Annotated in this window: 25 protein-coding genes; 4 read left to right on the forward strand and 21 right to left on the reverse strand. The window is 43.7% G+C overall.

Going from position 1 to position 20,049, the window contains the following annotated elements; all coding sequences use genetic code 11:
* The coding region (locus HUJ21_RS22945; RefSeq protein ID WP_291373160.1) for a P-loop NTPase fold protein at positions 1–1,052 on the reverse strand (1,052 nt) is incomplete at its 3' end.
* Positions 1,053–1,545: 493 nt separating this feature from the next.
* Positions 1,546–1,767 (reverse strand): helix-turn-helix transcriptional regulator, encoded by a 222-nt coding sequence (locus tag HUJ21_RS22950; RefSeq protein WP_291373161.1) that lies wholly within the window; start codon positions 1,765–1,767, stop codon positions 1,546–1,548.
* 183 nt (positions 1,768–1,950) lie between these two features.
* Here HUJ21_RS22950 and HUJ21_RS22955 point away from each other — a divergent pair, with 183 nt between their 5' ends.
* Genes HUJ21_RS22955 through HUJ21_RS22970 form a run of 4 tightly spaced genes read left to right on the forward strand, consistent with a single transcriptional unit; the run spans position 1,951 to position 3,623 of the window.
* Positions 1,951–2,277 carry a hypothetical protein gene (locus HUJ21_RS22955; RefSeq protein ID WP_291373162.1) on the forward strand — a complete coding sequence of 109 codons (327 nt, stop codon included), beginning with the start codon at positions 1,951–1,953 and terminating at the stop codon, positions 2,275–2,277.
* Positions 2,278–2,301: 24 nt separating this feature from the next.
* Positions 2,302–2,565 carry a hypothetical protein gene (locus tag HUJ21_RS22960; protein ID WP_163380160.1) on the forward strand — a complete coding sequence of 88 codons (264 nt, stop codon included), beginning with the start codon at positions 2,302–2,304 and terminating at the stop codon, positions 2,563–2,565.
* 6 nt (positions 2,566–2,571) lie between these two features.
* Positions 2,572–3,090, forward strand: coding sequence for a stage II sporulation protein M (locus HUJ21_RS22965; RefSeq protein ID WP_291373166.1), 519 nt, complete (start codon positions 2,572–2,574; stop codon positions 3,088–3,090).
* On the forward strand, positions 3,087–3,623 hold the full coding sequence (locus HUJ21_RS22970) for a hypothetical protein (RefSeq protein ID WP_291373168.1): 537 nt from the start codon (positions 3,087–3,089) through the stop codon (positions 3,621–3,623). The genes HUJ21_RS22965 and HUJ21_RS22970 overlap by 4 nt, the downstream gene beginning before the upstream one ends.
* 12 nt (positions 3,624–3,635) lie before the next feature.
* Here the strand turns inward: HUJ21_RS22970 and HUJ21_RS22975 are convergent, their stop codons facing one another.
* The 19 genes from HUJ21_RS22975 to HUJ21_RS23065 all read right to left on the reverse strand — a co-directional run bounded on the left by HUJ21_RS22975 (position 3,636) and on the right by HUJ21_RS23065 (position 20,046).
* Positions 3,636–3,926 carry a type II toxin-antitoxin system RelE/ParE family toxin gene (locus HUJ21_RS22975; RefSeq protein WP_291373170.1) on the reverse strand — a complete coding sequence of 97 codons (291 nt, stop codon included), beginning with the start codon at positions 3,924–3,926 and terminating at the stop codon, positions 3,636–3,638.
* Positions 3,914–4,093 carry a hypothetical protein gene (locus HUJ21_RS22980; RefSeq protein WP_291373172.1) on the reverse strand — a complete coding sequence of 60 codons (180 nt, stop codon included), beginning with the start codon at positions 4,091–4,093 and terminating at the stop codon, positions 3,914–3,916. The genes HUJ21_RS22975 and HUJ21_RS22980 overlap by 13 nt, the downstream gene beginning before the upstream one ends.
* 596 nt (positions 4,094–4,689) lie before the next feature.
* Entirely contained in the window at positions 4,690–5,343 is a 654-nt protein-coding gene (gene radC / locus HUJ21_RS22985) for a DNA repair protein RadC (RefSeq protein ID WP_291373174.1), read from the reverse strand.
* A 598-nt stretch (positions 5,344–5,941) separates the two neighbouring features.
* Positions 5,942–7,474, reverse strand: a complete 1,533-nt coding sequence (locus tag HUJ21_RS22990) for an RNA-binding domain-containing protein (RefSeq protein ID WP_291373175.1) — start codon at positions 7,472–7,474, stop codon at positions 5,942–5,944.
* 183 nt (positions 7,475–7,657) lie between these two features.
* Positions 7,658–8,149 (reverse strand): hypothetical protein, encoded by a 492-nt coding sequence (locus tag HUJ21_RS22995; RefSeq protein WP_291373176.1) that lies wholly within the window; start codon positions 8,147–8,149, stop codon positions 7,658–7,660.
* A 76-nt stretch (positions 8,150–8,225) separates the two neighbouring features.
* The gene (locus HUJ21_RS23000) at positions 8,226–8,870 is read right to left on the reverse strand and encodes a hypothetical protein (protein WP_291373178.1); all 645 of its coding nucleotides are present in this window, start codon (positions 8,868–8,870) and stop codon (positions 8,226–8,228) included.
* Entirely contained in the window at positions 8,845–9,753 is a 909-nt protein-coding gene (locus HUJ21_RS23005; RefSeq protein ID WP_291373179.1) for a DUF4099 domain-containing protein, read from the reverse strand. The genes HUJ21_RS23000 and HUJ21_RS23005 overlap by 26 nt, the downstream gene beginning before the upstream one ends.
* Positions 9,750–10,817, reverse strand: a complete 1,068-nt coding sequence (locus HUJ21_RS23010) for a zincin-like metallopeptidase domain-containing protein (RefSeq protein WP_291373180.1) — start codon at positions 10,815–10,817, stop codon at positions 9,750–9,752. The genes HUJ21_RS23005 and HUJ21_RS23010 overlap by 4 nt, the downstream gene beginning before the upstream one ends.
* The gene (locus HUJ21_RS23015) at positions 10,807–10,986 is read right to left on the reverse strand and encodes a hypothetical protein (RefSeq protein WP_291373182.1); all 180 of its coding nucleotides are present in this window, start codon (positions 10,984–10,986) and stop codon (positions 10,807–10,809) included. Before HUJ21_RS23015 ends, HUJ21_RS23010 begins: the two co-directional genes overlap by 11 nt.
* Before the next feature lie 32 nt (positions 10,987–11,018).
* On the reverse strand, positions 11,019–13,001 hold the full coding sequence (locus tag HUJ21_RS23020) for a type IV secretion system DNA-binding domain-containing protein (protein ID WP_291373184.1): 1,983 nt from the start codon (positions 12,999–13,001) through the stop codon (positions 11,019–11,021).
* Positions 13,002–13,466, reverse strand: coding sequence for a hypothetical protein (locus HUJ21_RS23025; RefSeq protein ID WP_291373187.1), 465 nt, complete (start codon positions 13,464–13,466; stop codon positions 13,002–13,004).
* 85 nt (positions 13,467–13,551) lie between these two features.
* Positions 13,552–14,394, reverse strand: a complete 843-nt coding sequence (traN, locus tag HUJ21_RS23030; RefSeq protein WP_291373189.1) for a conjugative transposon protein TraN — start codon at positions 14,392–14,394, stop codon at positions 13,552–13,554.
* Position 14,395: 1 nt separating this feature from the next.
* A complete protein-coding gene (locus HUJ21_RS23035) occupies positions 14,396–15,607 on the reverse strand; it encodes a conjugative transposon protein TraM (RefSeq protein ID WP_291373190.1) in 1,212 nt (403 codons plus the stop codon).
* Positions 15,594–16,037: a hypothetical protein gene (locus tag HUJ21_RS23040; protein WP_291373192.1), complete on the reverse strand. Its 444-nt coding sequence runs from the start codon at positions 16,035–16,037 to the stop codon at positions 15,594–15,596. Before HUJ21_RS23040 ends, HUJ21_RS23035 begins: the two co-directional genes overlap by 14 nt.
* Positions 16,015–16,626 carry a conjugative transposon protein TraK gene (gene traK, locus HUJ21_RS23045; protein WP_291373193.1) on the reverse strand — a complete coding sequence of 204 codons (612 nt, stop codon included), beginning with the start codon at positions 16,624–16,626 and terminating at the stop codon, positions 16,015–16,017. The genes HUJ21_RS23040 and traK overlap by 23 nt, the downstream gene beginning before the upstream one ends.
* A gap of 12 nt (positions 16,627–16,638) precedes the next feature.
* On the reverse strand, positions 16,639–17,811 hold the full coding sequence (locus HUJ21_RS23050) for a plasmid transfer protein (protein WP_291373194.1): 1,173 nt from the start codon (positions 17,809–17,811) through the stop codon (positions 16,639–16,641).
* A gap of 143 nt (positions 17,812–17,954) precedes the next feature.
* Positions 17,955–18,746, reverse strand: a complete 792-nt coding sequence (locus HUJ21_RS23055) for a hypothetical protein (protein ID WP_291373196.1) — start codon at positions 18,744–18,746, stop codon at positions 17,955–17,957.
* On the reverse strand, positions 18,743–19,402 hold the full coding sequence (locus tag HUJ21_RS23060; RefSeq protein WP_291373198.1) for a hypothetical protein: 660 nt from the start codon (positions 19,400–19,402) through the stop codon (positions 18,743–18,745). The genes HUJ21_RS23055 and HUJ21_RS23060 overlap by 4 nt, the downstream gene beginning before the upstream one ends.
* Positions 19,399–20,046: a hypothetical protein gene (locus tag HUJ21_RS23065; protein WP_291373200.1), complete on the reverse strand. Its 648-nt coding sequence runs from the start codon at positions 20,044–20,046 to the stop codon at positions 19,399–19,401. The genes HUJ21_RS23060 and HUJ21_RS23065 overlap by 4 nt, the downstream gene beginning before the upstream one ends.
* Positions 20,047–20,049 lie beyond the last annotated feature (3 nt).

The following is a 20,049-nucleotide window of genomic DNA, read 5'->3' on the forward strand; positions in this document are numbered from 1 at the left end:
TCAAGATATCTTCCGTTAACTTTCGTATATGTGATACCTTTAAACTTAATTTCCTTGTCTAGTATTTTTAATATATTTCTAATTGACAGGATATTAGAATTAATTAAAGAAAAAATAATGTAGTGAATGCACATAATATCATCCTGCGATTTGTGTTTATTTAGGTCATATGTCTCCTTTTCTGTCTGAATTAGAATTTTATTGAAAACTTCAGTTAATTTTTTTTCAAGCTCCCCCGAAAGGTCAAAATGAAAAACCGACTTAGAATAAAATTTATCTATATATCCAGAAAAATCTACATCTGAACCATATCGATTCGAAAATATCTTTCTGATATTTTCAATATCACACACCAAAATGATTCTACTGAAGTCAAACTTATTTTGTTCGCTGTCTTTTTTCACATCCACATGGGCAGCCAAGACATTCAAAATGCGGAAAATATGCTCTGGATCAATGCGGTCTAGATCATCTATAATCAAGACTATTTCTTTGCCTTTTTCTTTTAACTGATTAACCAGGCTACAAATCAATTGCGTGTAAAAATCCTCTTCGTTGACTGATCCTTGTTTTTTGGGGAATTCTGCCAAATAAGAAACGATTCTGTCTTGATTCGTAAGGTTTGCCTCTTTAAACTCTTTATTAAATCTTTTATCAAGGTCAATCAGCCCTTGCGCAATTTCTTTCAAAGAACCTCCAACTTTTGGAATAACACCCAATAAAAATGGGATAATTTCGGTGGAATGGTTTTCCAGAAAAAACGGGAGAAAAGTCCACTTATCAATTTTTACCTTTTCAAAATTCATACCTTCTTCAAGAAGTTTAAACAAAATATCATACTTGATCAACTCAAAAATATCCTCATTGGAAGCCACAGAATAATTCACAGGAAAAAGATGGATAGCTTCGTACGATTCATGGTCTTTGAAGAACTTTTCCAAAAAATACGTCTTACCTGTTCCGAAAGCACCCGAGAAAATAATCCTGTTATTATTTTCTATTCCAAGGTGTTCTATAAATTGCTTTTTGGGAATGTTAAGTGGGAAATCCATTCTTGTAATTTTTCTGTTTATGTTATGTTTAAAACCTACGAATACGCCGCAGCGCACTCAAAAGTCAAAGGTTTCTTGCTCCCTGCTCCGCCGCCATCACCCCCTACCTCTCCACCACCACAAACTCCTTCATTTCTTGGCTTACCAACTCCCTCCGAAATGCCTTCGCCAATATCGCCTGAGACAATTGATCAATCTCGGCTTTTAGGACTGATATTGGGGTTTACTTACCCAATACTAAAAAAAATTTCGAAATTCATTTTCTAAGTACATAAAATTGAAGTTGGGCATACCGGACAAAAACAACTTCTACGCAATCGTTGAATATAATTTCAATGGTGGTTTTAGATAAAAATATACTTTTTTCTGTAGGCCTCACCAAGATTGAACCAAAATATTGGATAAAATTGGCCTGAATCCCGCTTTTGGATATGATTCCGTCAATAAACTCAAACCTATTTGATTAGTCGTAGTGGTTGCATGGATTTGGTAGCTAATTCTTTTCCCTCAAACCCAACCCCCCATACAACTCCTTAAACATCTCCCCTGGATCCGCATTAATGGCCAGGGCGATCAGGTAAAGTTCGTCGGCGCGGAGTTTGGCGGAGTCGTTGGAAGTCAGCTGGGTGAGGCGTGATTTGCTGATGCCCGTGCGCCTGGAAACTTCTGCTTTGTTTACCGTCCTTTTGGCTAAATACAAGCCCAAATCTGTCATGGATGTATCGTTTTAGAATACATCAATTTAGCTATCCGATACTTTTGTTACTAAAAATCAAATAACTGTTTTGAAAATAGGTTTATTTTCTATATTATTGTTTAGAAAATAGAAACAATCGTTTTACATTTTAACACGCCTAGGGTTCGTGGTCTTAGAGTCCACCGGTCCTGATTGAAAAATATGGAGAAAAAAGAATCGTTCACCTGCCCGCATTGTGACAAAAAGCTGCCCTTTCGGGTAATACTGAAGGTAAAAAACGATCATGCCTTTGCCTGTCCAAGGTGCGGAGGTGCTGTGGTTCCGCAGAAAACCAAATCCTTTACCTGGGGCTATGTGATCGGGTTTTTGTCGTTTGTGGTACCCGAACAAATTGTATTCTACCTGAACGAAGATTTTGTGATGGCATTCCTGATCGGATTCGTCCATGCCCTCACCGCATTTGGTCTGGTATCCCTTTACCTCTATTACAATACCAAATTTTCAAAAGCCATTTCCTTTTTTATTTGATTCATTCACTAAAACAAAACAACTATGAAAACTAAAATGAAAAGTCTGCTTATCCTGATTGCCATTTGTGGCAGTTTTGCAATGGGAAGCGTAGAACAAGCCGCGCCTAAAGAAGGAGAAGTTTGGGCGGGTATTAGTTACCTGGCCGCACGAAGAGGCGCTTCGGCTGAAGCTGGATTGGCCATCAATGCCATTGGCCTGATAGATGCTGCTGCATGGGGCTTTGGCGTTGGTATGGTGGCAGGCCCTGCCGGAGGGATGATTGCAGGAGCCACTGCCGGTATGTAGTGAGCCATGAACGCTAAACCCCTTACCCTATCAGTTGCCGCCGTCTACCTGACCGGGCTGCTGGTAGGGTATTGTATGGATTCTGATTTTGATTTTAGCCTATCGGAAGCCAAGCCTCCGGTAGCAATGATGGATAATTCCAAATCTAAGTTGTTCTGTTCCATTGCCGGCAACAATATTTCGGTCGCCTTGATCAATATAGGAGGTGGTTTTTCCCTGGGGGCCATTTCCTTGCTGAATACTTTCTACAATGGTGCCGTATTGGGTTATGCCCTATCTGTGGCAGGGGATAATTTTTCGTCTATCTTAATTATAAGACACCTGCTCCCCCATGCCATCGAAATCGTAGCCATCATTCTTTCGGCTTCACTGGGGTTTTACCTGGGTTTATACCTTTTGAGAAAATTCATCCTTGGAAGGAGTCCTGTATTTGAATACCAAAAGTTCCTAATCCTGGCATCCATCACCCTGATCATCCTTTTGGTTGCAGCCGTTTTGGAAGTTTATGTCAGTTTCTCCGGATGAGAAAATACCTACCCTATATCGTTCTATTTATTCTTTCCATCCTGTTTTACTGGATTTCCAGCAGGTCCTATGCCCTTCAGTCCGGCGAACTGGAAAGCATGGAGCTTTTCAGGTTATTCCGGGGCATCAGCAACCTGATAGCCCTTTTTGTTCCCTTGATGCTTTTTGTGTTTTACATGCTGACATCCGGACTGATGTTTACCCTGCTGGATGAAAAAATCAATCACCAGAAGTTGGGCTTTGTTCTTTCCATATCGTTTATTCCTATCCTCCTCAACTGCCTGATTTACCTGTTGGTGTTGTATGGGATCGAAGAAGGCGGGACCCTTTCTGAAATCTTGAATCAACCCTCCTTTATGGGATTGGGGCTGTCGGATATGGAGGAACTGAGTTATATTTTTTGGCTGGGGTTCTACTTGTTTTTTGCCATTATGTTATGGCATGAGTTTGAACTGGAAGTTAGTAAAGCCATAGCCATTAGCTGTATGCCTACTTTATTGGTAGTATTGGGAAAGTGGTTGGTTGGATTTTAAAGTAATTTTTAATTAAATATTTTCCAACGGCCTAGACGCATGATGCACCATTAGTATTTCTATTCTGTCTTCACCTCGGAGTTCATAGATGATTCTGTAATTGCCTTCAATCAATTCCCGAATATTTTCTTCATTCTTTTCAGGCACTTTCCTTCCGATCTTCGGCATCTTCTTCAAGATTTCCACTTTATCAAAGAGTTTTGAGACAATAAAAGATGCATATTTTTCAGAAAATTTGTTGCTATATTCTGCTATACTGGTTAAATCATCTATGGCCCGTTCCGCCCATATTATTTTAACCATTTTTCCAATTTCTTTTTAGCTTCTTCCTCCGTATAGAATTGTCCTGCCTGTATTTGGTGTTGGCCTTCTTCGATTTTCTGCAAAATCATTAATCTTTCCATTAATTCATCTACAGAAAACTCCTCAGGCATACCTTGAATAGTTTCTAATAATTCCGTCTTCTTCATGAGTCTTAATCTGTTTCAATCACAATATACGAAATACAACCTTCCTTGTCCATTTTTTTTGATCACCACCAACGTTACGGTCAATAGCGTAGAGATACTATCCCTGGTTTTGAGCTAATTTGGCATCTTCCCATTCCTTTTCTTGTCACTTTTTTGCTGCAGAGCCAGTCCCGAGCTGCGAAGCAAATCGGGATCAAAAAAGTAACCAACCTGTCCTGAGAATTCAGGGAAAACCCCGCTCCGCCACGGCGGACACGCGCTAATGTGCATCTTCAATCCCGAACACCACCCACACATAGGCAAACTCCTCGGGCTTTTAAAATGACTCCGTAAAAAAATTTAAATTTCATCCAAACCCCTCGTCAAACATGCCTCTGTTCTTCCCAACGCACTGCCCGGAATTCTTAACGCCAAAACCTGCAATGCGGAAGATAAATAGGGTGGCTGAGGTTTATTAATAATAGAACACCTATGTAATTGGTTTAAAAAAAGAAAAATATTTAAGGTTCTTTACCAAGCAGAGGAGTGAAAATAAGAACAAAGTGAATGAGAATTCTTCTAAAGAATTCCCATTCACCGATTTTACAAATGAAGACCTATATCAGGCCTTCATCTGCAAAACTAAGGTAGGAAGCATCTGTAAATATCAAATGATCCAGAACCGGTATTTCCAGGCTTTTTCCGACTTCTATCAGCCGCTGTGTAAGCCTCTTGTCCGATTCGGAAGGGTTAAGATTCCCGGAAGGGTGATTATGCACCAGGATCAATCCCGAGGCAAGGTAGTCCAATGCCTTTTTGAAGATCAACTTGGGATCCGCCAAAGTACCGTGTGTTCCTCCCGAACTGATTTTATGTAGCTTGACCACCTGGTTATTCCGGTTCAATAATACGATGTAAAAGTGCTCCACAACTTCATCGAAGAGATACGGTTTCATACAATTGTACACATCCTGGGAACAGTTGATTTTGATTCTTTTATCCGGTTGTTCCACCATTCTTCTTCTTCCAAGTTCAAATGAGGTAACCAGTGCGGTGGCCCGAGTATATCCGATGCCCTCTATTTTGAGCCATTTTTCCATGTCCCATTTGGCGAGTTCCGAAAGCCTGTTATCTGCCAGTTTAAGGATCTCCCGGGCTTTGTCTACCCCGATATTGGCAATGGCAGCGATGATATGGTAGTCTGTCATGGCGGATTTTCCCTGGTTGTACAGTATCTCCGTAGGTTCTGATAATAAATTAAAAGATTTCATAATGTGCTTACCGACTTTAAATCTCCTGGCACTGGAGGGCTAAATGAATGATAAGCCCATCCCATGGGGAGTTTATCACTAAGCACACGGAGGAACGGAATAAAGCATCTCAGTCGGTGACCTCCTATTATGCCGTAGTTCCTTGGTATATCTCAGACAGTCAAATCGGATGCATGTGAAAAAATAGCCCATAAATTGGTGCGTCATTGATTGGCCATTTTTTGTCACTATCAATTTCATAAATAATCCAAAAAATTTTCCCTATCAAAAATAATTTATCTTCCAAAAGTCCCCGAGACCTCCACGGTGTAGAACTCGTGAAGATGAATTCGAAATTATGAACGGATTTTTCCACATTCATAAAAACTTCGGTAATGTTAATTGGGCGTGGATAGATTATTTTCGACAACCTTTGTCCTTGCCAGATCACCGGGAATTGAGGTCTTTCAACTAGCTCTCCGAATTTATCACCGAACTTTTTCACTAATCCCTTCGTACTTTGTCGTTCGTTTCTTCCGAACTGATTATTCGGACTCATTGCTTATTTCTTCCGAACCAGAGTTTCTTCCTTATTTTGATGGAACCATCCTAAATATATTCATTCGTCCCAGGTTAAGAATACTATCCAAGTACCTTTTTTTGTGGCTCCTTCACGCTCCAAATAGCCTTTTTCACGCATTTTAGCAATGTTCTTCTCTACCGCCCGACTTGATATTCCAATTTCCAGTGCTATCTCAGCCGCAGTTACTTTTGGATTAGCTCTCATGGAAAGCAGAATTTTAAAGGCTGATTCACCAAGTTCACGTTTAATTTCTTCCGAACTCAGGATGATTTTCTTCCGAACTTTGGTTTTCGATATCCGAACTTTAGTTGAAGTCAAAAATTTGGAATGAATAGGAATAGCGACATGAAAAAATGATCGATCGTCATCTGTTTCAAACACTGCCTTTGGGGAGCCGTTCTCCTCCAATGCTTTGATAATGGTGGGTATCCCCGTAGCTTTTCCTTCGGTGAGATCGAGCTCTTTTAGAAAATCACCCAGTCTTCGGTTTCTGTAACGCCTTGGGATTACCTTGCCTTTATTAAATTCCCTCAACTTGATGCTTCTGTCAGGCCCTCCGTAATTGATGACTCTGATCTTTTCCTGATAAATCCGTATTTCAACAGGTTCCCTTGTTTGATAGTCTCGGTGATATAGCGCATTGGCAATGATTTCTTCCAGGGCCTGGTAGGGGTAATTCCAAACCCTGATGGATTCCGCCTGACCTTTTACCTTGACGGTTTTTTGTTGGAGCACATTAATTTTCAAGTATTCAAGTGTCCTATTGATCATATGATCCACTGGCCCGGATATATGGGGCGCCTCCATAAATTCATCGGCAGCTTCTCCATTTGGGAAATGAACGATTTCAACCCGGCTGTAGGGAAAGTATTTTTCCGGATTTTCCGTAAACATCATCAACGCCACATTTCGGGGATGCCTTCTTTCCGGTGGCCCGTATAGCAATTGCATCTGGGAAAGCAGCTGCTCTTTGGTTAAGGCATCCATGTTTCCCAGTAGCTTACTACTTACCTTTCTCAGGTAATCTCGAACCAAGGTCAACGAGATTTCATCGAGACTCACCTGGGAATTGGCCCGGTCATCAAAGGGCGTTTTTCCACTCAAAGAAATTAACTCTTCTTTTTGGTCTTTAGATACTTTGATAGAGCTGGATCCATAACGTACGTAATAATGGTACTTTTTGTCTTTGGCCTTTATTTCATCCGGCACTTCATAAGGTCTGTTATCTCCCCCAAAGGCCCAAATGACCAAAATTTTCTTTCCCTGAATTTCTTCAATACTGATTTTGGGGTGATAGGCAGGGTTGATCAGATTATTCAACTGAATCATTTCTTTTTGAATGCCATCCAGATCTTCTTCACCCAACCCTTCCGGAGGAAGAACAGGTCTACCGTTTTCTTCGGCTATACCCACAATAACGTAGCCTCCTCCGATATCATCAAAGTCATTGGCAAATGCGCAGATGGACCGGTAAATGGGTCCAGGATTCCAGCCTTTCTTGTATTCGATGCGTTCGGATTCTACTGCCCGCCCATTGATAAGATCCAAAACATTGATCGGTAATGCCATATCAATTTCTATTAAAAACTTTCAGTCGTGGTATTGGAATACATTCTGTTTACCGTTTACGATGAGATTTAGGAAACCCTTGACTAGAAATTAAACTGCTTGCTGGACTGGTAATTTAGAATATTTCCACCAATACCGTTTCCTTCAAATCTCCAAAAATGAAATTAAAAATTTAAATTTATTCTAAAACTCCACCGTCTCACTCAACGGCTCCGATACCTCCCCTACCGGTCTTGCTTTATATTGGTAGGTTTGTACTTCAGCATTGTTTCCAAAAACCCTGATGGTGGCACTTAAATCCTCAAAGTCTTCATCAGGAATGTCTCCGTTGTGGACCACATTGAAGATAAAACTGAAGGTATGAACGGGTGCTGCTGATTTCACGATCAGTTCGGAAAAGGTAAGGGGTGTGGAAATATTAAAGGTATTGGCCTGTTCAATAACCTGGGTCCATTCCAGTTCACCGGGCTGAACGATGGTGGCACTGACAAAACCGCTTTGGCCGGTGTAGAGGGAATGCACGCCAAAATTAACCAGGTACTGGTCCAAACTTCCCTCGAACTCGATTTCAATCCGGGCTGTCTTTTCTATAAGCGGCTCTTCATCCGGAGCATTGCTGCAGGAGAATGCCAAAAAAATTCCAGCATAACAAAGGAGGATTTTAAATCTTTTCATAACAGTGGTTTGGTTAGGTTATTTTAGGGATTTAATTGGGTCTATTTTAATGTTATATTGGAAATCATACCTAAAATTAACTAAACGAATAAAAATTGTCAATATTTTTATCAATTGGTTTACAGGTGCTTACCATTTGCCGCAAACCTACCTGCCTGCAATGGTTCCTCAACGAAAACTCACCAACCTTCATCCAAAACTCCTTGCCTTTAAATTGAGCAACCACCTTATTACCTGCTACCCTAAATGAACCATCCGATCCCTTAAGCCAATGCTGCACTTTGCAGTCCCTGATCCTTCCAATAAGCGAATGGCCGAAGACGGTATAAGTTTTCGCTTTCTTAGGATACCGTTCAATCACCATCATTAGCAGATCTTTATCCAAATTGGCTCCTACCATCAGAAAAGCAGCGTAAGAGAAATCTATCCTACCGATTTTTCGCTGCACCATAAAGATCAAATGCATTATCGCATCGGAAATAAACAGTGTGCGAACACTCTCAGGCAGTGCTGGTGATAAGTGAAGGATACCGCAGGAAGACAACTTCTGCTTGGAAACAGCAAGGATTTCCTGATCCACTACCCTTCCCTTTTCATCCCGGTAATTCGCAATCAATCTGCCACTGGCATCCTCCCGCAAACCGGCTGAAAATAGTTGCTGAACTTCTTTGCTAATCCCCAAACTGTCCAGCAATTCAAATCCTTCTTTGACGCTGTTCATCTTCTGATTGATTCGGGGAGTTTATCTCGGTATCCTTGGAGTTAAACCGTTTAACCTCATCTCCACCCTTGCTCTGATAGTTTGCCGGATGACCTGCGGAAACTTTTGAAAGTTCCTCCCTGACATTGTTCAGGTCCCTGACGGCATCCCTGTCATTGGGGTTAAGGGCAATTCGCCGCTCCATTTGTTGCTGCATCGTTTTAAGTCCTTCCTGGTAGCCTTTGGAATAGGATTGTTCCTCGGTGCTTTTTTTGCCCAACATCCTTCCCAATCCGGTTAGCAATAAATAGGATATTCCGCCATCCAGCAAAATGGACAAAACCAGCCCGTTTCGGTTGGAGCGGATTCCTCTTCGATCAGTTGTTGAAAATTGAAATTGGGTACCATCTGCCAGGTTCACCGTTTCCCCCTCTTTGAATTTTCGCTTTTGCTCGGCGGTCAGTTTTTCATTGTTCACAGCTTCGGGTGCCTGGACGGACCTGGGATCATGGCTCATAAACTGACGGGTATTTTTGTCATAGGCGATGATCTCCGTCCGTACGTTTCCATCCCGGTCTACATAATTCTTCCGGATATTGGCCAGATCTTCCCGGAGCAGCCTTTTTTTCTCCTCCGTGGAGAGTTGGGGATGGGAATTGGGGGACCGGTACACCGGATCAATTCTTAGGGAGGGGTTGCCATCTGTACCCCTTACGATGGATAGCCGGGCAGGTAAACTGTCAATATGCACATCCTTTCCTTTCAAATCTTTCAATTCCACTACATCGGTCATTTTTCCTTCCTGTAATGCCCGAATCTGGTCTTCCGGGATGGTAAACTTTCCGTCTTTATAAATCCCGAATAGTTTCAAATCCTGCATGGGTAACTTTTTTTTCTTGATCATCTTCCAATTTTTAAGGTGGGTTCTACATTTTCCTGCTTTTCTTTATTTTCCGCTTGGTGTGCCAATTCCGGCTCCACATCGGATGCTGAGCCTGTCGAAGTATCAGATGAGGAGCTTTTCGAAGCAACTGGTGCTGAGCTTGCCGAAGCAACCTGCTTCTGTTCCCTTTTTCGGTCAAAGGCCATCAGGTAGTCCATGATTTTTTGGGAATCAGCCGCTGCCTGATGAATTTCAAAAGGCTTTTCGGTAAGAATCTTGATCCAGCTGTCCACATAGGCCACATGTTGCCTGGGGTCATGGCCGATCTGAAGTTCCGAGCCCAGCATCATGCTGGCTATTTCGGCTCTCAGTTCTTCTCTGGCATATTCCTGTGTGCCAAAGGTGTTCATGATACTCCGGTCCAGCCGACCCTTGTGGCCGGTCCAATGACCCAATTCATGAAGAAGGGTGGCATAATACCTGTCGGAGGTCTTGAATTGAGTCCTTTCCGGCATCCTGATTCGATCCGCTAAAGGAGAATAATACGCTCTGTTACCTTGCACATGTTCAATATTGGCTCCGGTGTTTTTTACCAGGTTTTCTACCCGGTTCAATTTTTCCCAGTGGCTGATTTCCTGCTTTTTTTCCAGCGGAGTTACTCCCTTTATCTGCTCGGCATTGAATACCCAGGCTTTGGTGATAATGGGAGTATTCAGTTTCTTCCGGATATTAACAGCTTTTCCGTTTTGATCTGTAACAGGCTTACCCTGCTCATCTCTTTTGGGAATCAATTGGTGGGTCTTAACGAAATTGATGGCCATTCCCTTCGCTCCTTTTTGCACACTCCAGCCCTGAGATTGGGCCTGTTTGAAGGTGGCCCAGCGCGGGTCTTCAAAGGGGGTGAACAGTTGAAGGAAAAGGGAATTCAATCCCCGGTAGGCCTTGTTGGTTACCGCATTGTAGGGCTTTTCGAAGGCCCCGCTTGATTTCTCCCAGGGCAGTTGCCAGGGAGCCGTTCCTTCCTTGAGCTGGGCAATGATCTTCTCAGCTACCATTTCGTGCATTTTCGGAGTTTCAGTCGCCATATCTCAAGTGATTATTGGATTCAACATGATCTTCTTCGGGAAGCTCGTCCATCGTGTCAATCTGGTACAATTCCGCTTCGTCAGAAGTCAATTCTACCTGGCCTTTACTTTGAAGCCGATCCAATTTTTCCATCAGGGATCGCATGGTTTTTTCATCTTTTGAATTCATTTGGATGGTGTTTAAATGATGGATACATTTTCTTAAGCAGATGCGGTATAGTAGTTGATGATGTTCTCTACATCTTCCCGGATCCGCATAAAATTCCGGGTGAGGATCCGTTCTTTTGCATCGTTAAATTCATAGCATTTGGGAATGTCCCGGTAGTGTTGTTCTTCTGTTTTTAATGCTTTGGCATCGAGATTTACCCTACAGTGAAAAGCGGCGCTTTTGTATTTTCCATTGAACTCTTCGGCATCGACTGCTAATAATCCCGCCAGCTCCCCTGTTTGCATTCCGGCAATCTTTCCGGCAGGGATCAGGGGGTCGTATTTTTCGTTCATCGAAACAGAGGTCTTCATGCGATCAATGGAAACGCTCTCGCCTAACTGTTTCTTTTTACCAAACATCCGTTCCAGCCATTCCAGGGTTTCTTTATTCCTAACCGAACCGCTCAGCACATTGCCGATCACTGCAGTCATGGTGGTGGCCGTATCTTTTCCCTGCAATTGCTTCAACTGGGGCAATTCCTGCAGCCCCAATAAAACGGCTACCTTGTTGCTTCTGGCAGTAGATATCAGGTTTTCCACCCGATGGATGTAAAGCGTAGGTGCCTCATCCGCCACAATGGCAACGGGTAAGTTTCCCTTGGTATTGATCAATCGGGTAAGGCGGTTTACAATCACCGAATAACAGGTGGAGTTGATGTTTTGGGTGGCCGGGCTATTGGCCAGGACCAATATGGCCGGGGACCTTGGGTCGGAAATTCGCAGGTCAAAATCATCCCCGGAAAAGATCCAGGCCGTTTCCTTGGTATTCAGCCTGGAGATAAAGATTTTAAGGGTCCCCACCTGGCCTTCCAATTGCTCAAAGGCCCTTTTTTCCAAGGCACTGCGAAAAGGACTGAGCAGAGATTCCAATTCCGGGAAAGAGGACAGGCAGGTAAAAATTTCCTCATAGGTCCGGTTTAAAAAAGCAAGCAGGTGAGCAAAGGTGGAGTGCTTGCCATCCTGATGCCTGGATACAAAGTAAATGGAGGAGGCCAGAAAATTGACAGCAGATTGGGTGAAGAATTTATCCGAACCTCCGGTAGATTCTGTTTTTTGAAGGGACTCCACGATGGCTTCTGCCGTTTCAGAAGCGTCTGCCAGGGTCTGAATGTATTCCCGTTTCAGAGGATTTAGCCGTCTGGAATATTCCACCTGGTCCAAATTAACCACCAGGAACCGGTAATTCTGAATTTTCCCTTTTTGCTTTGCCAACAAATAATGGTAGTAAGCAATTTGGCTCAGGTCTGGAAACTTAAAATCATAGAGACACATGGTATACCCTTTGGCAATCATTTGCCTGATAAAGGGATTTACCACGCTGAACGACTTGCCACTTCCCGGAGTACCAATCAACAGGGTGCCACGGAAAGGATTGACAATATTGATCCAGCCCTTATGAATGCGTTTTTTATAATAAAATTGCATGGGTATATTGACCGAGTAAGGGGTCTCCCGCTTTTCCTTTTCCTGCATAAACGATTCCCCTTCAATGTTCCATTCATCTTTCCCCAGCCCACTTTTGATCAGCTTGGAGACATTGTCCAAAGCGGTATGGATCAGTACCGCTCCCAGCAGAGATGAAATTCCAAAGGCCAGGTCAGGCCAGCTCGTATAGGGAAGTATAATGGCACTAGCCTTCATGGAATAGAAAAACAATGAACCGAAGAAAAAGCCAAATCCTAACATCAAGGGAAATACGATTTGTTTCTTGGGGTTTAGGCTTAACTCCTTCCTTGACCGGGTTCCGATGGCGGCCAAACAAATGGCCAGTAAAATGGATAGCTTACTGTAAACAAGATTTTGGTAAATCGGAAATTGCATCAACCTATCTACCAGGGGCAAAACCTGCCTGGATATCCCCTCCCCTGTCAGGACTTTTGGACTGTAGATGAAAAGATACAGTTCCAGGAATACCATGCCGTACACCAGAAACTGGATCATACCATATAGCTTTTCCAACTGTCTTTTCTGTTCCATTTAATTGAGAGGTATTTTAATGCCCGCATCCAGGACCACACGCCACTGCTCCGCTTTTTTGCCCCAAAGCAATAACTGGCTGCTGCTGCCCAGGCATAGTTCCAAACGCTTGAGTAAAACCCAGGAAAACTCCCAACCCACCAAGGGAGCTATTATTAGCCCAGTAAAATCGGTTCCCAGTGCAGCCCCCGCCCTGAACCTTAGGGAAGCGGCATTCCTTCTGAAGATTACCGGTTTGATCAACAGGCCCAGCAATACCGTTTGGTAATCGGTTTCCCTGGTTTTCATCCACTCCAAAAACACTTCATGCCGTCGGTGGTGTTGGGAATTGAATTCGTATCCCAGACGGCCTAAATCCAGAAGCGGCACGCCCACTCCTCCTTCAAAAGTGATATGTTGGGAGCCGTTTTGGGCCATTAGCCTACCTGCCCACAAAATCAAAAGGATGCATAAAAGCCGTTTCATCTGTATACTTGTTTTCCTCGGTCAGCGGGAGTTGCTCTTGACTTTATTCATCCCTCTCCCTGCATCGCGATCGTTTTGTTCGATTTCATAGTGTGTCAGCCCGTAAAAGGTCGATGTAGTCAATTTCAAGTAATAGGGTCCTTCCGGACAATTGCTTCTCCGCCAGTTCTATGGTCAGCACCTTGTTGTTAGGAAAGGAAAATTTCTCCAACACGTAAATGTTTCGGTATTTGCGTTTGAACGATTCCTTTTCAAAAAGAGTGAAAACAGGGTCCATTTCTATGGCCTGTACATTGGTGGCTTTGGCAATCTTCTTGTCTGCCACCCTGAAACTAACCTGGTCGATATCAAATTTCAGATTGGTCTTATTGGTATAGGTGATATCCAGGAAAATGTAGTCATCCAGCGTATGGATATGATTGACATTACCGGTGATGCCGTATTGGCTGCTGTAAAGGCCTTTTTTGTTGTCTTTTCGCTTATACGCCTGCAATGAAAATTCCCTCAGTTCATTTTGCGTAAGGGGTGCCGCTCCTGTATTCAATGGGCGCATATTTTCAGGCCCAATTTCCAGCAAGGTGGGTAGTTCCCGGTTGCCGGAGGCATACTTAAAATCATATTGGGCAATGAATTTTTCGCCGATAATGGTCACCACCCCAAGGTCATGTAGTTCATTTTCCACTTCAACAGCACTATCATCCTTAATTTTAATTCGGAACACGTTGTCAACCGGCAGATCCCCTACCAGCTTTTTGCTTGATATATCCACATATTGGATGGGCTCGGGTGAGGTAAAATGAAGTGTAATGCCTTCCCGGATAAATAAGCTTTGCTTTTCAGGAAAGAAATTGCCTGAGGCAGTATGCTGAGCAAGGGTAGGTATGGTGAAAAGACCATAAAAGCATGTGATTAGGATTATCCTTTGCATATCAGTTAGGGTTTTGGTTTGAATAATTTTGCGAATTCAATTCTTCCGAATCAATCAGGTAAATAAGGGTGCCATATTTCAGATTGGCTTTATTTTGCCGGATTCTTTTGGAGAGGGCCTGGGAACTGGAGGTAAAAACCCGTTGGAGCGCAGACAGGTACATCTGATTCATTGAAGAGGGCTCCTGCTGCATCTGGAGGTTCATGCCTCCGGTGACATTTCCGCCCAGGTCCTTGGAGAATTCCCGGAATGAACTGGCGGGAACATACAGCCCTTCCATGCCATCCTGATCATAAATAGTTAAGGCGATGGGTAGGATTTTATCGCCTACCATCACGCTGCTAATCGTCAATTTAACCCGCTGGGACTCATAGCCGCTGATCCAGGCATAGAGATAGGTTCCTTTGGGTAAGACTTCAGCACCTACCTGAATGTCATTCAATAGCCGTATCCTGATCCTTTCGCCCAAGGTTCCGTTGCGGATTTCCTGATCTACAATGGCCTGAATAAAGGATGATTGGGAGGTTTTCTTGACGGTATTAAAATGGGTATCCGGTTGGCTAGCCTTTGAAACTTTCAACCGCTGGGTTTTGGGATCTTTTTCTATCGCTTCAACTTCCGCCTTTGGGGCTTGATAGGATGGATCATTGGCTTTGGAAATGGAATCCACCAAGGCCATTTGGGCACGAAAAAGGTCCATGGGATCTTCGTACTTTTCCGGCTCCCGGTTATTTTTGGGGCTTTCTAATTGACTCAACGCCTCAAGAATTAACTCATCCTCTTCGGTAGGTGAGGAGATTCGAGACCTGGTTTCGGTGGATGGGCTAAAAGCGGATTGCGCTGGAATTTGAGGTTGATCCAATGAATTTTTAATAGCCAGATCAATGGAATCCAGCATTCTTTTTTCAGCCTCATTGTACTGGGAAAGCATTTCATCTTCCGGTTCCACGTCAATTCTCAGATTTTTGATGGCGGTGTAGCCATCTGCCCTTTTATACCTGGACCGAAAGGCATCCAATTTGCCATCAATGCCCCGGTTCCTGATCTGATCCGATACCTCTCCTACACTTTCCTGAAGGTTTTCCGATCCTTCCTCATGTTGTATTTCATCTTCTCTGGTAAATGACTGCATGCCAAAATTCAGCAACAGCATAAAGGGCAACAGGATCAGGGGAAGGATGTATTTGGGTTGCTTGAAGTCAATCTTCATCATCTGCAGGGTTTAAATGATTATAATTTTCGAGTTGGCGAAGGGCATTTTCCAGGAAAAGACTATCCCCGGCATCGAGAGGGTCCTTGTCCATGATGCTTTCCACGTCTTTTTTTAGCTCTGCCATCCTTTTTAACTCAACCTGAATTTTAAAAAGTGACCTAACTTCATCTGTCATCCCGGAACCAAGGTTTTTGATTTCATTCATCAGTTGCCGGGGATTGTTTGTCTGCTCAGTCCGATGGTTAATGGGAATCACAAAGGCTAGCATAGCCGACAGCATAAGGCTGATTAACATGCCAGCAAAGCATTGCCGGGGATAGGTTTTCAGCAAGAGTACTAAACGATTTTTGGCCTTGATTGGAAGGTTTCCGAACTCTTTCCTTAACTCTCCGGAAGGGTGCTTATCGCTAGAATGTGTTTTTCGAAACATGGCTCAGATCTTTGTTTTCAAGTGTTTTCCAATTCGTGATCAATACTCCATGGCTATTATTTTCCGACCTTGGAATATCCATTAAATACCCTTCTGTAATCAGGGATCTGGTGATGGTGGCACTCCTTCTTTCGATCTTCTGTTTTCCATAAAAGGTGAATTTTTTATTGGGCTCCAGAATGATGGAATCAGTCTGGAGAGTCAAAACAGAGCTGGAACTGAGAATGGAGTTGAAAAACCCTTTCTCCTTGAGGTTATTGTATTGCAATACACCAGATTCGTCTGCCAGGTACATGGCCTTTTTCATTTGGTATTCTATATGTTCGTCGTCGGGAGTCAGGGAGAAAAAAAGGCTGTGAAAAAGATCCACGGCAGCTCTGTATTCCGCAGGACGATTCATTTCCATATTGGTTTGTTGCGCCAGAATGGGCACATCTTTATCCAGAATGTATATGGATTTCCGGGCATTGGCCACCTGCCGGTAGGCAAAGAAAGAAACCGCAATACAGATAATGGTTGCTGCCAGCAAACTACCTATTGATAAAAGGGTAGCGAGTTTGATTTTTGATTCTATGTTTTTGATGATCATTTTCTTTGCGTTTTATTTTCCAAGAATTCCTTTTGCCGACATGCGGGACCCGCTGCGGATTAGGGTAGAACCAGTCCTACCTGCCGTTGCTGCGGCTGCTGTGATGCCTGAAGTGCTGATGATCCAGGTAGAAATAGACGGTACCGTGGTGATGGCAATAGCTCCAACCAAAAAACTAATGATCACCAGACCAAAGGAAAGGATTCCGTTACCTGCCATCCAGGCCAATTTGGTCAGTACTTCCTCTCCTCCCGATGTATCTAAAAGCGCTTCGTATTTCTGAATTTCCTGCAGAAAGGCATATTCCTGCATCAAGCCGCAAACATAGAGTACCAGGTAGGCGATGCCTACGTAAAGATTGACCGCCACAAATCGGGCTATCCAGGTAGTGAAGGCATCCCTAAAGGCAGGTAGTATGCTCGCTGCCAATGAAAAGGGGCCCAATATCACCAAAATGGTAGAGTATATGATCTGGATAAAAAAGATGAAATAAACGCATATCCGTAATATCCAGATGGCCAGGAGTTCCAATAATTGGGTGACCAATAGCTGCATATTGGTCTGCATCCGGATTCTCATCTGGACCAATGGACCGTATACCTTGTCAGTAAAAAACCCTTTAACCCCATCCACCATGACCGTGCCCAGGCCTTTATCTGCCTCCTGAGCTTGTTGCGAGGCCAATTCAGTGGTCGCCTGGTATTCCACCATTTTGTCAGCCACTTCTATGATGTATACTGCCCGGTCTAAACGTAAAGCGTTGATCCGATCATTCTGGTTGGAAAACATGGCCTCTGTTTTGGCAGATATGAGGTCAGTCGGAAAGGCAATGATTCTACAGAAAACACCCCACCACATGGTTAGCATCAACAAGCCGAAGGGTCGCAGGAGCGGCATGATTTCCATCTTTTTATCTCCCACCATCATTTCGTAGGCCTTAATAGAAAAGAAAATCAGCATAAAAACGCAGGCCAGTGCCTGGGCATCCTGAATAAAGGGGCCAAAATGACTGTAGGCATAATCCCGCATGCCTTCGAAAAACCGCATGATACCCCGATCATAAACGCCATTTCCCTGAAGAAATGAAATGGCTTCTTTGTACTCATCAGCAGGTACAGGAGTCTGAGCATTTGCCATAGGCAGACAAATCAGAAATAAAGCGAAAGTGATCATTGACTTTTTCATGTCTTTATTATTTCTTTTGATGATAAATAGCCTAATCACCTGCCTGACGGTTTACAACCGTCTGGCAGGTAGTCTATCCTAATCCTCAAAGGGTATCTCTCCATGATAAAACCCACCGTGTGTCGGTACCGTCATGTTAGATTTCATCGCAGTAGGATTCGTTTTTTTAAGATATCCGCAAGTATGTCTTCAGATTGATCTGTTTGCTCCAATAAATTTCTCTTCTGACTGACTTGTATGCTTTGCCGAAAGGCCAGCATTTTTTGGGACAGGGCCAACTTCCGATCCCAGTCGCTCTGAAGTTTTCGGAGATCTAATAAAATCCGGTGATACATCAGGATTCGTTGGCCTCTTTCCATGTCCTGCGTTTTTGCAAATCCATACCTTTCCGCCAGACTTTTCATATTTTCCAGGTACCAGGCATAGGCACCGTTTTCTTCCAGATAGGCCTTCACCTGAGCGGAATGGTGTTGGAATGCCTGAGCTTCAATATTTTCCAGCGGCGAAAGCTCCTTTTTGTAATAGAGCACATACAGTGGATCAGCGGAAGAAAAGGCTCCGGAAATGCGGGCCATTTCCCTGGTAGCCAGGTTCCGGATGGTATCTGTTTGCTGATTGTAATAGTCCGAAGAAATTTTCGTCGCCACTGCCAAACCCATTCGCTGCGTTTGCTCCCCTCTCGCAGAAAGAGGCCTTCTGTCCAATTTGGGATAGTTGGGGTGCAATGCCCATGTCAAATACCAATTGGAATTGGTGGGGATGCCCAGGAACCGGTTGGGTCCGGGCAGGAAACGGTCTTCATCCCATTGTTTGAAAACCATTCTTTCCTGTTGGGCTACCACTGCCCGATCCTGAATGGGTGTTTGTGCCTGGCTACCTGCCATAAATAGCAGCCCGAAAGCCGGAAATAATAGCCAAAATTTTGTGTTCATCATCGCAGCAGGTGTCTATGGGCAAGGATTTGGTTAGCCAAATTCTTACTCTGATTGATATAAGCCTGATAGGGATTTAGCTTTTTGAGCACGCCATTGATATTGGCCCAATACATGGCATGGCGGACTGCAAGCAGGTATCCGGCTATCCGTTCCAGTTCCATCTGGATTTTCCCTAACAGCTCATCTCTCACATTAGGGTTGATCAGGAGATTTTTTCCTTCGGCCAATACAAAGGTGGAAACCTCCGTTACCAGGGTAAAGCTCCTTTCTTTGGCCTGGCGGATATAGGTTTCGGCAAAAAGGAGCAAAACGGGATTTTGGGAAGCCATGGAAATGGTTTCATCACTTAAGGCATAAATCCGTTGCAGGGTCCTCCCGATCTGTTTTACCTGGATGGCATCTTTTAATCCTTCATTGACCTGGTTGAGCGACTGGAGAATCATGGTCTCTACCATGGCCAGGCTGGATACATTCAGTCCAATGTCATCCATGTTTTTTCGGATACCGTTCAGGCTTTCCTGATAGCCTATCTCAGAAATATTCCTCAGGGCTGCATTTTCATTGATGATCAGAAAATGCTCCCGGTCAAACACCACCGTTTGAGCTTGCAGCTCAAAGGAGAATGCCAAAAGGAATATCGTCAGCAGCTGTTTCAATCTTTTATCAGTTGAATGTTTGCCAAAATTTCATCTACCATTTCTGCGGTTTCATTTGGGTAATGTAGATTGTTGTTTCTCGCTGATCTGCGCCTGATTTCGGAAGCCAGCGTTTGCGAAGTGGCGCTCGCGAGCCGGTTGATCGACCGGAGTTCCTGTAAGACATGCTGCAACAACAGCCTCCTTTCGGAAACCTTCATCTGGTTGAGGTCACCGATGGAGGCCGTCAATCCTATCAGATAATTCATCAGGGAATAGGACTGCTTTACGAATAGCTTTTCGGTTTCCAGTGCCAGCGGGATCAGCAAGGGATCCTTTTGGCAATGGAAAATGATTTGTTCCTGGTGGCCGATGATAGACCGGAGCAAAGGATTGGCTGATGCAGCCAGCCCTACCGCCTCTATCAGTAAATTCAGTTTAGCAAAGCGCTCCTGCAGGGTACGGTATTTCACCTTTACCTTCCCCATCAAATTTCTGTTCACTTCTTCATTGATGGCATTTTTGGCCTGGTTGGTCTTTGCTTCGGATTGCCTTTCATGTTCCTTTTTCGAATCTTCCACCAATTGATGCAATAAGGCAACGTTGACCTGCCCAGAAACAGGAGAAGCGAAAAGTAGGCAGAGGATAAATAGGAGCTTTTGCATGGC

The organism is Cyclobacterium sp., from assembly GCF_014762705.1.
Taxonomy (GTDB): Bacteria; Bacteroidota; Bacteroidia; order Cytophagales; family Cyclobacteriaceae; genus Cyclobacterium.

Coding starts and splice junctions, on each gene's coding strand:
- HUJ21_RS22950 (WP_291373161.1), bottom strand. CDS start 1,767: ATGACAGATTTGGGCTTGTATTTAGCCAAAAGGACGGTAAACAAAGCA.
- HUJ21_RS22955 (WP_291373162.1), top strand. CDS start 1,951: ATGGAGAAAAAAGAATCGTTCACCTGCCCGCATTGTGACAAAAAGCTG.
- HUJ21_RS22960 (WP_163380160.1), top strand. CDS start 2,302: ATGAAAACTAAAATGAAAAGTCTGCTTATCCTGATTGCCATTTGTGGC.
- HUJ21_RS22965 (WP_291373166.1), top strand. CDS start 2,572: ATGAACGCTAAACCCCTTACCCTATCAGTTGCCGCCGTCTACCTGACC.
- HUJ21_RS22970 (WP_291373168.1), top strand. CDS start 3,087: ATGAGAAAATACCTACCCTATATCGTTCTATTTATTCTTTCCATCCTG.
- HUJ21_RS22975 (WP_291373170.1), bottom strand. CDS start 3,926: ATGGTTAAAATAATATGGGCGGAACGGGCCATAGATGATTTAACCAGT.
- HUJ21_RS22980 (WP_291373172.1), bottom strand. CDS start 4,093: ATGAAGAAGACGGAATTATTAGAAACTATTCAAGGTATGCCTGAGGAG.
- radC (WP_291373174.1), bottom strand. CDS start 5,343: ATGAAATCTTTTAATTTATTATCAGAACCTACGGAGATACTGTACAAC.
- HUJ21_RS22990 (WP_291373175.1), bottom strand. CDS start 7,474: ATGGCATTACCGATCAATGTTTTGGATCTTATCAATGGGCGGGCAGTA.
- HUJ21_RS22995 (WP_291373176.1), bottom strand. CDS start 8,149: ATGAAAAGATTTAAAATCCTCCTTTGTTATGCTGGAATTTTTTTGGCA.
- HUJ21_RS23000 (WP_291373178.1), bottom strand. CDS start 8,870: ATGAACAGCGTCAAAGAAGGATTTGAATTGCTGGACAGTTTGGGGATT.
- HUJ21_RS23005 (WP_291373179.1), bottom strand. CDS start 9,753: ATGATCAAGAAAAAAAAGTTACCCATGCAGGATTTGAAACTATTCGGG.
- HUJ21_RS23010 (WP_291373180.1), bottom strand. CDS start 10,817: ATGGCGACTGAAACTCCGAAAATGCACGAAATGGTAGCTGAGAAGATC.
- HUJ21_RS23015 (WP_291373182.1), bottom strand. CDS start 10,986: ATGAATTCAAAAGATGAAAAAACCATGCGATCCCTGATGGAAAAATTG.
- HUJ21_RS23020 (WP_291373184.1), bottom strand. CDS start 13,001: ATGGAACAGAAAAGACAGTTGGAAAAGCTATATGGTATGATCCAGTTT.
- HUJ21_RS23025 (WP_291373187.1), bottom strand. CDS start 13,466: ATGAAACGGCTTTTATGCATCCTTTTGATTTTGTGGGCAGGTAGGCTA.
- traN (WP_291373189.1), bottom strand. CDS start 14,394: ATGCAAAGGATAATCCTAATCACATGCTTTTATGGTCTTTTCACCATA.
- HUJ21_RS23035 (WP_291373190.1), bottom strand. CDS start 15,607: ATGATGAAGATTGACTTCAAGCAACCCAAATACATCCTTCCCCTGATC.
- HUJ21_RS23040 (WP_291373192.1), bottom strand. CDS start 16,037: ATGTTTCGAAAAACACATTCTAGCGATAAGCACCCTTCCGGAGAGTTA.
- traK (WP_291373193.1), bottom strand. CDS start 16,626: ATGATCATCAAAAACATAGAATCAAAAATCAAACTCGCTACCCTTTTA.
- HUJ21_RS23050 (WP_291373194.1), bottom strand. CDS start 17,811: ATGAAAAAGTCAATGATCACTTTCGCTTTATTTCTGATTTGTCTGCCT.
- HUJ21_RS23055 (WP_291373196.1), bottom strand. CDS start 18,746: ATGATGAACACAAAATTTTGGCTATTATTTCCGGCTTTCGGGCTGCTA.
- HUJ21_RS23065 (WP_291373200.1), bottom strand. CDS start 20,046: ATGCAAAAGCTCCTATTTATCCTCTGCCTACTTTTCGCTTCTCCTGTT.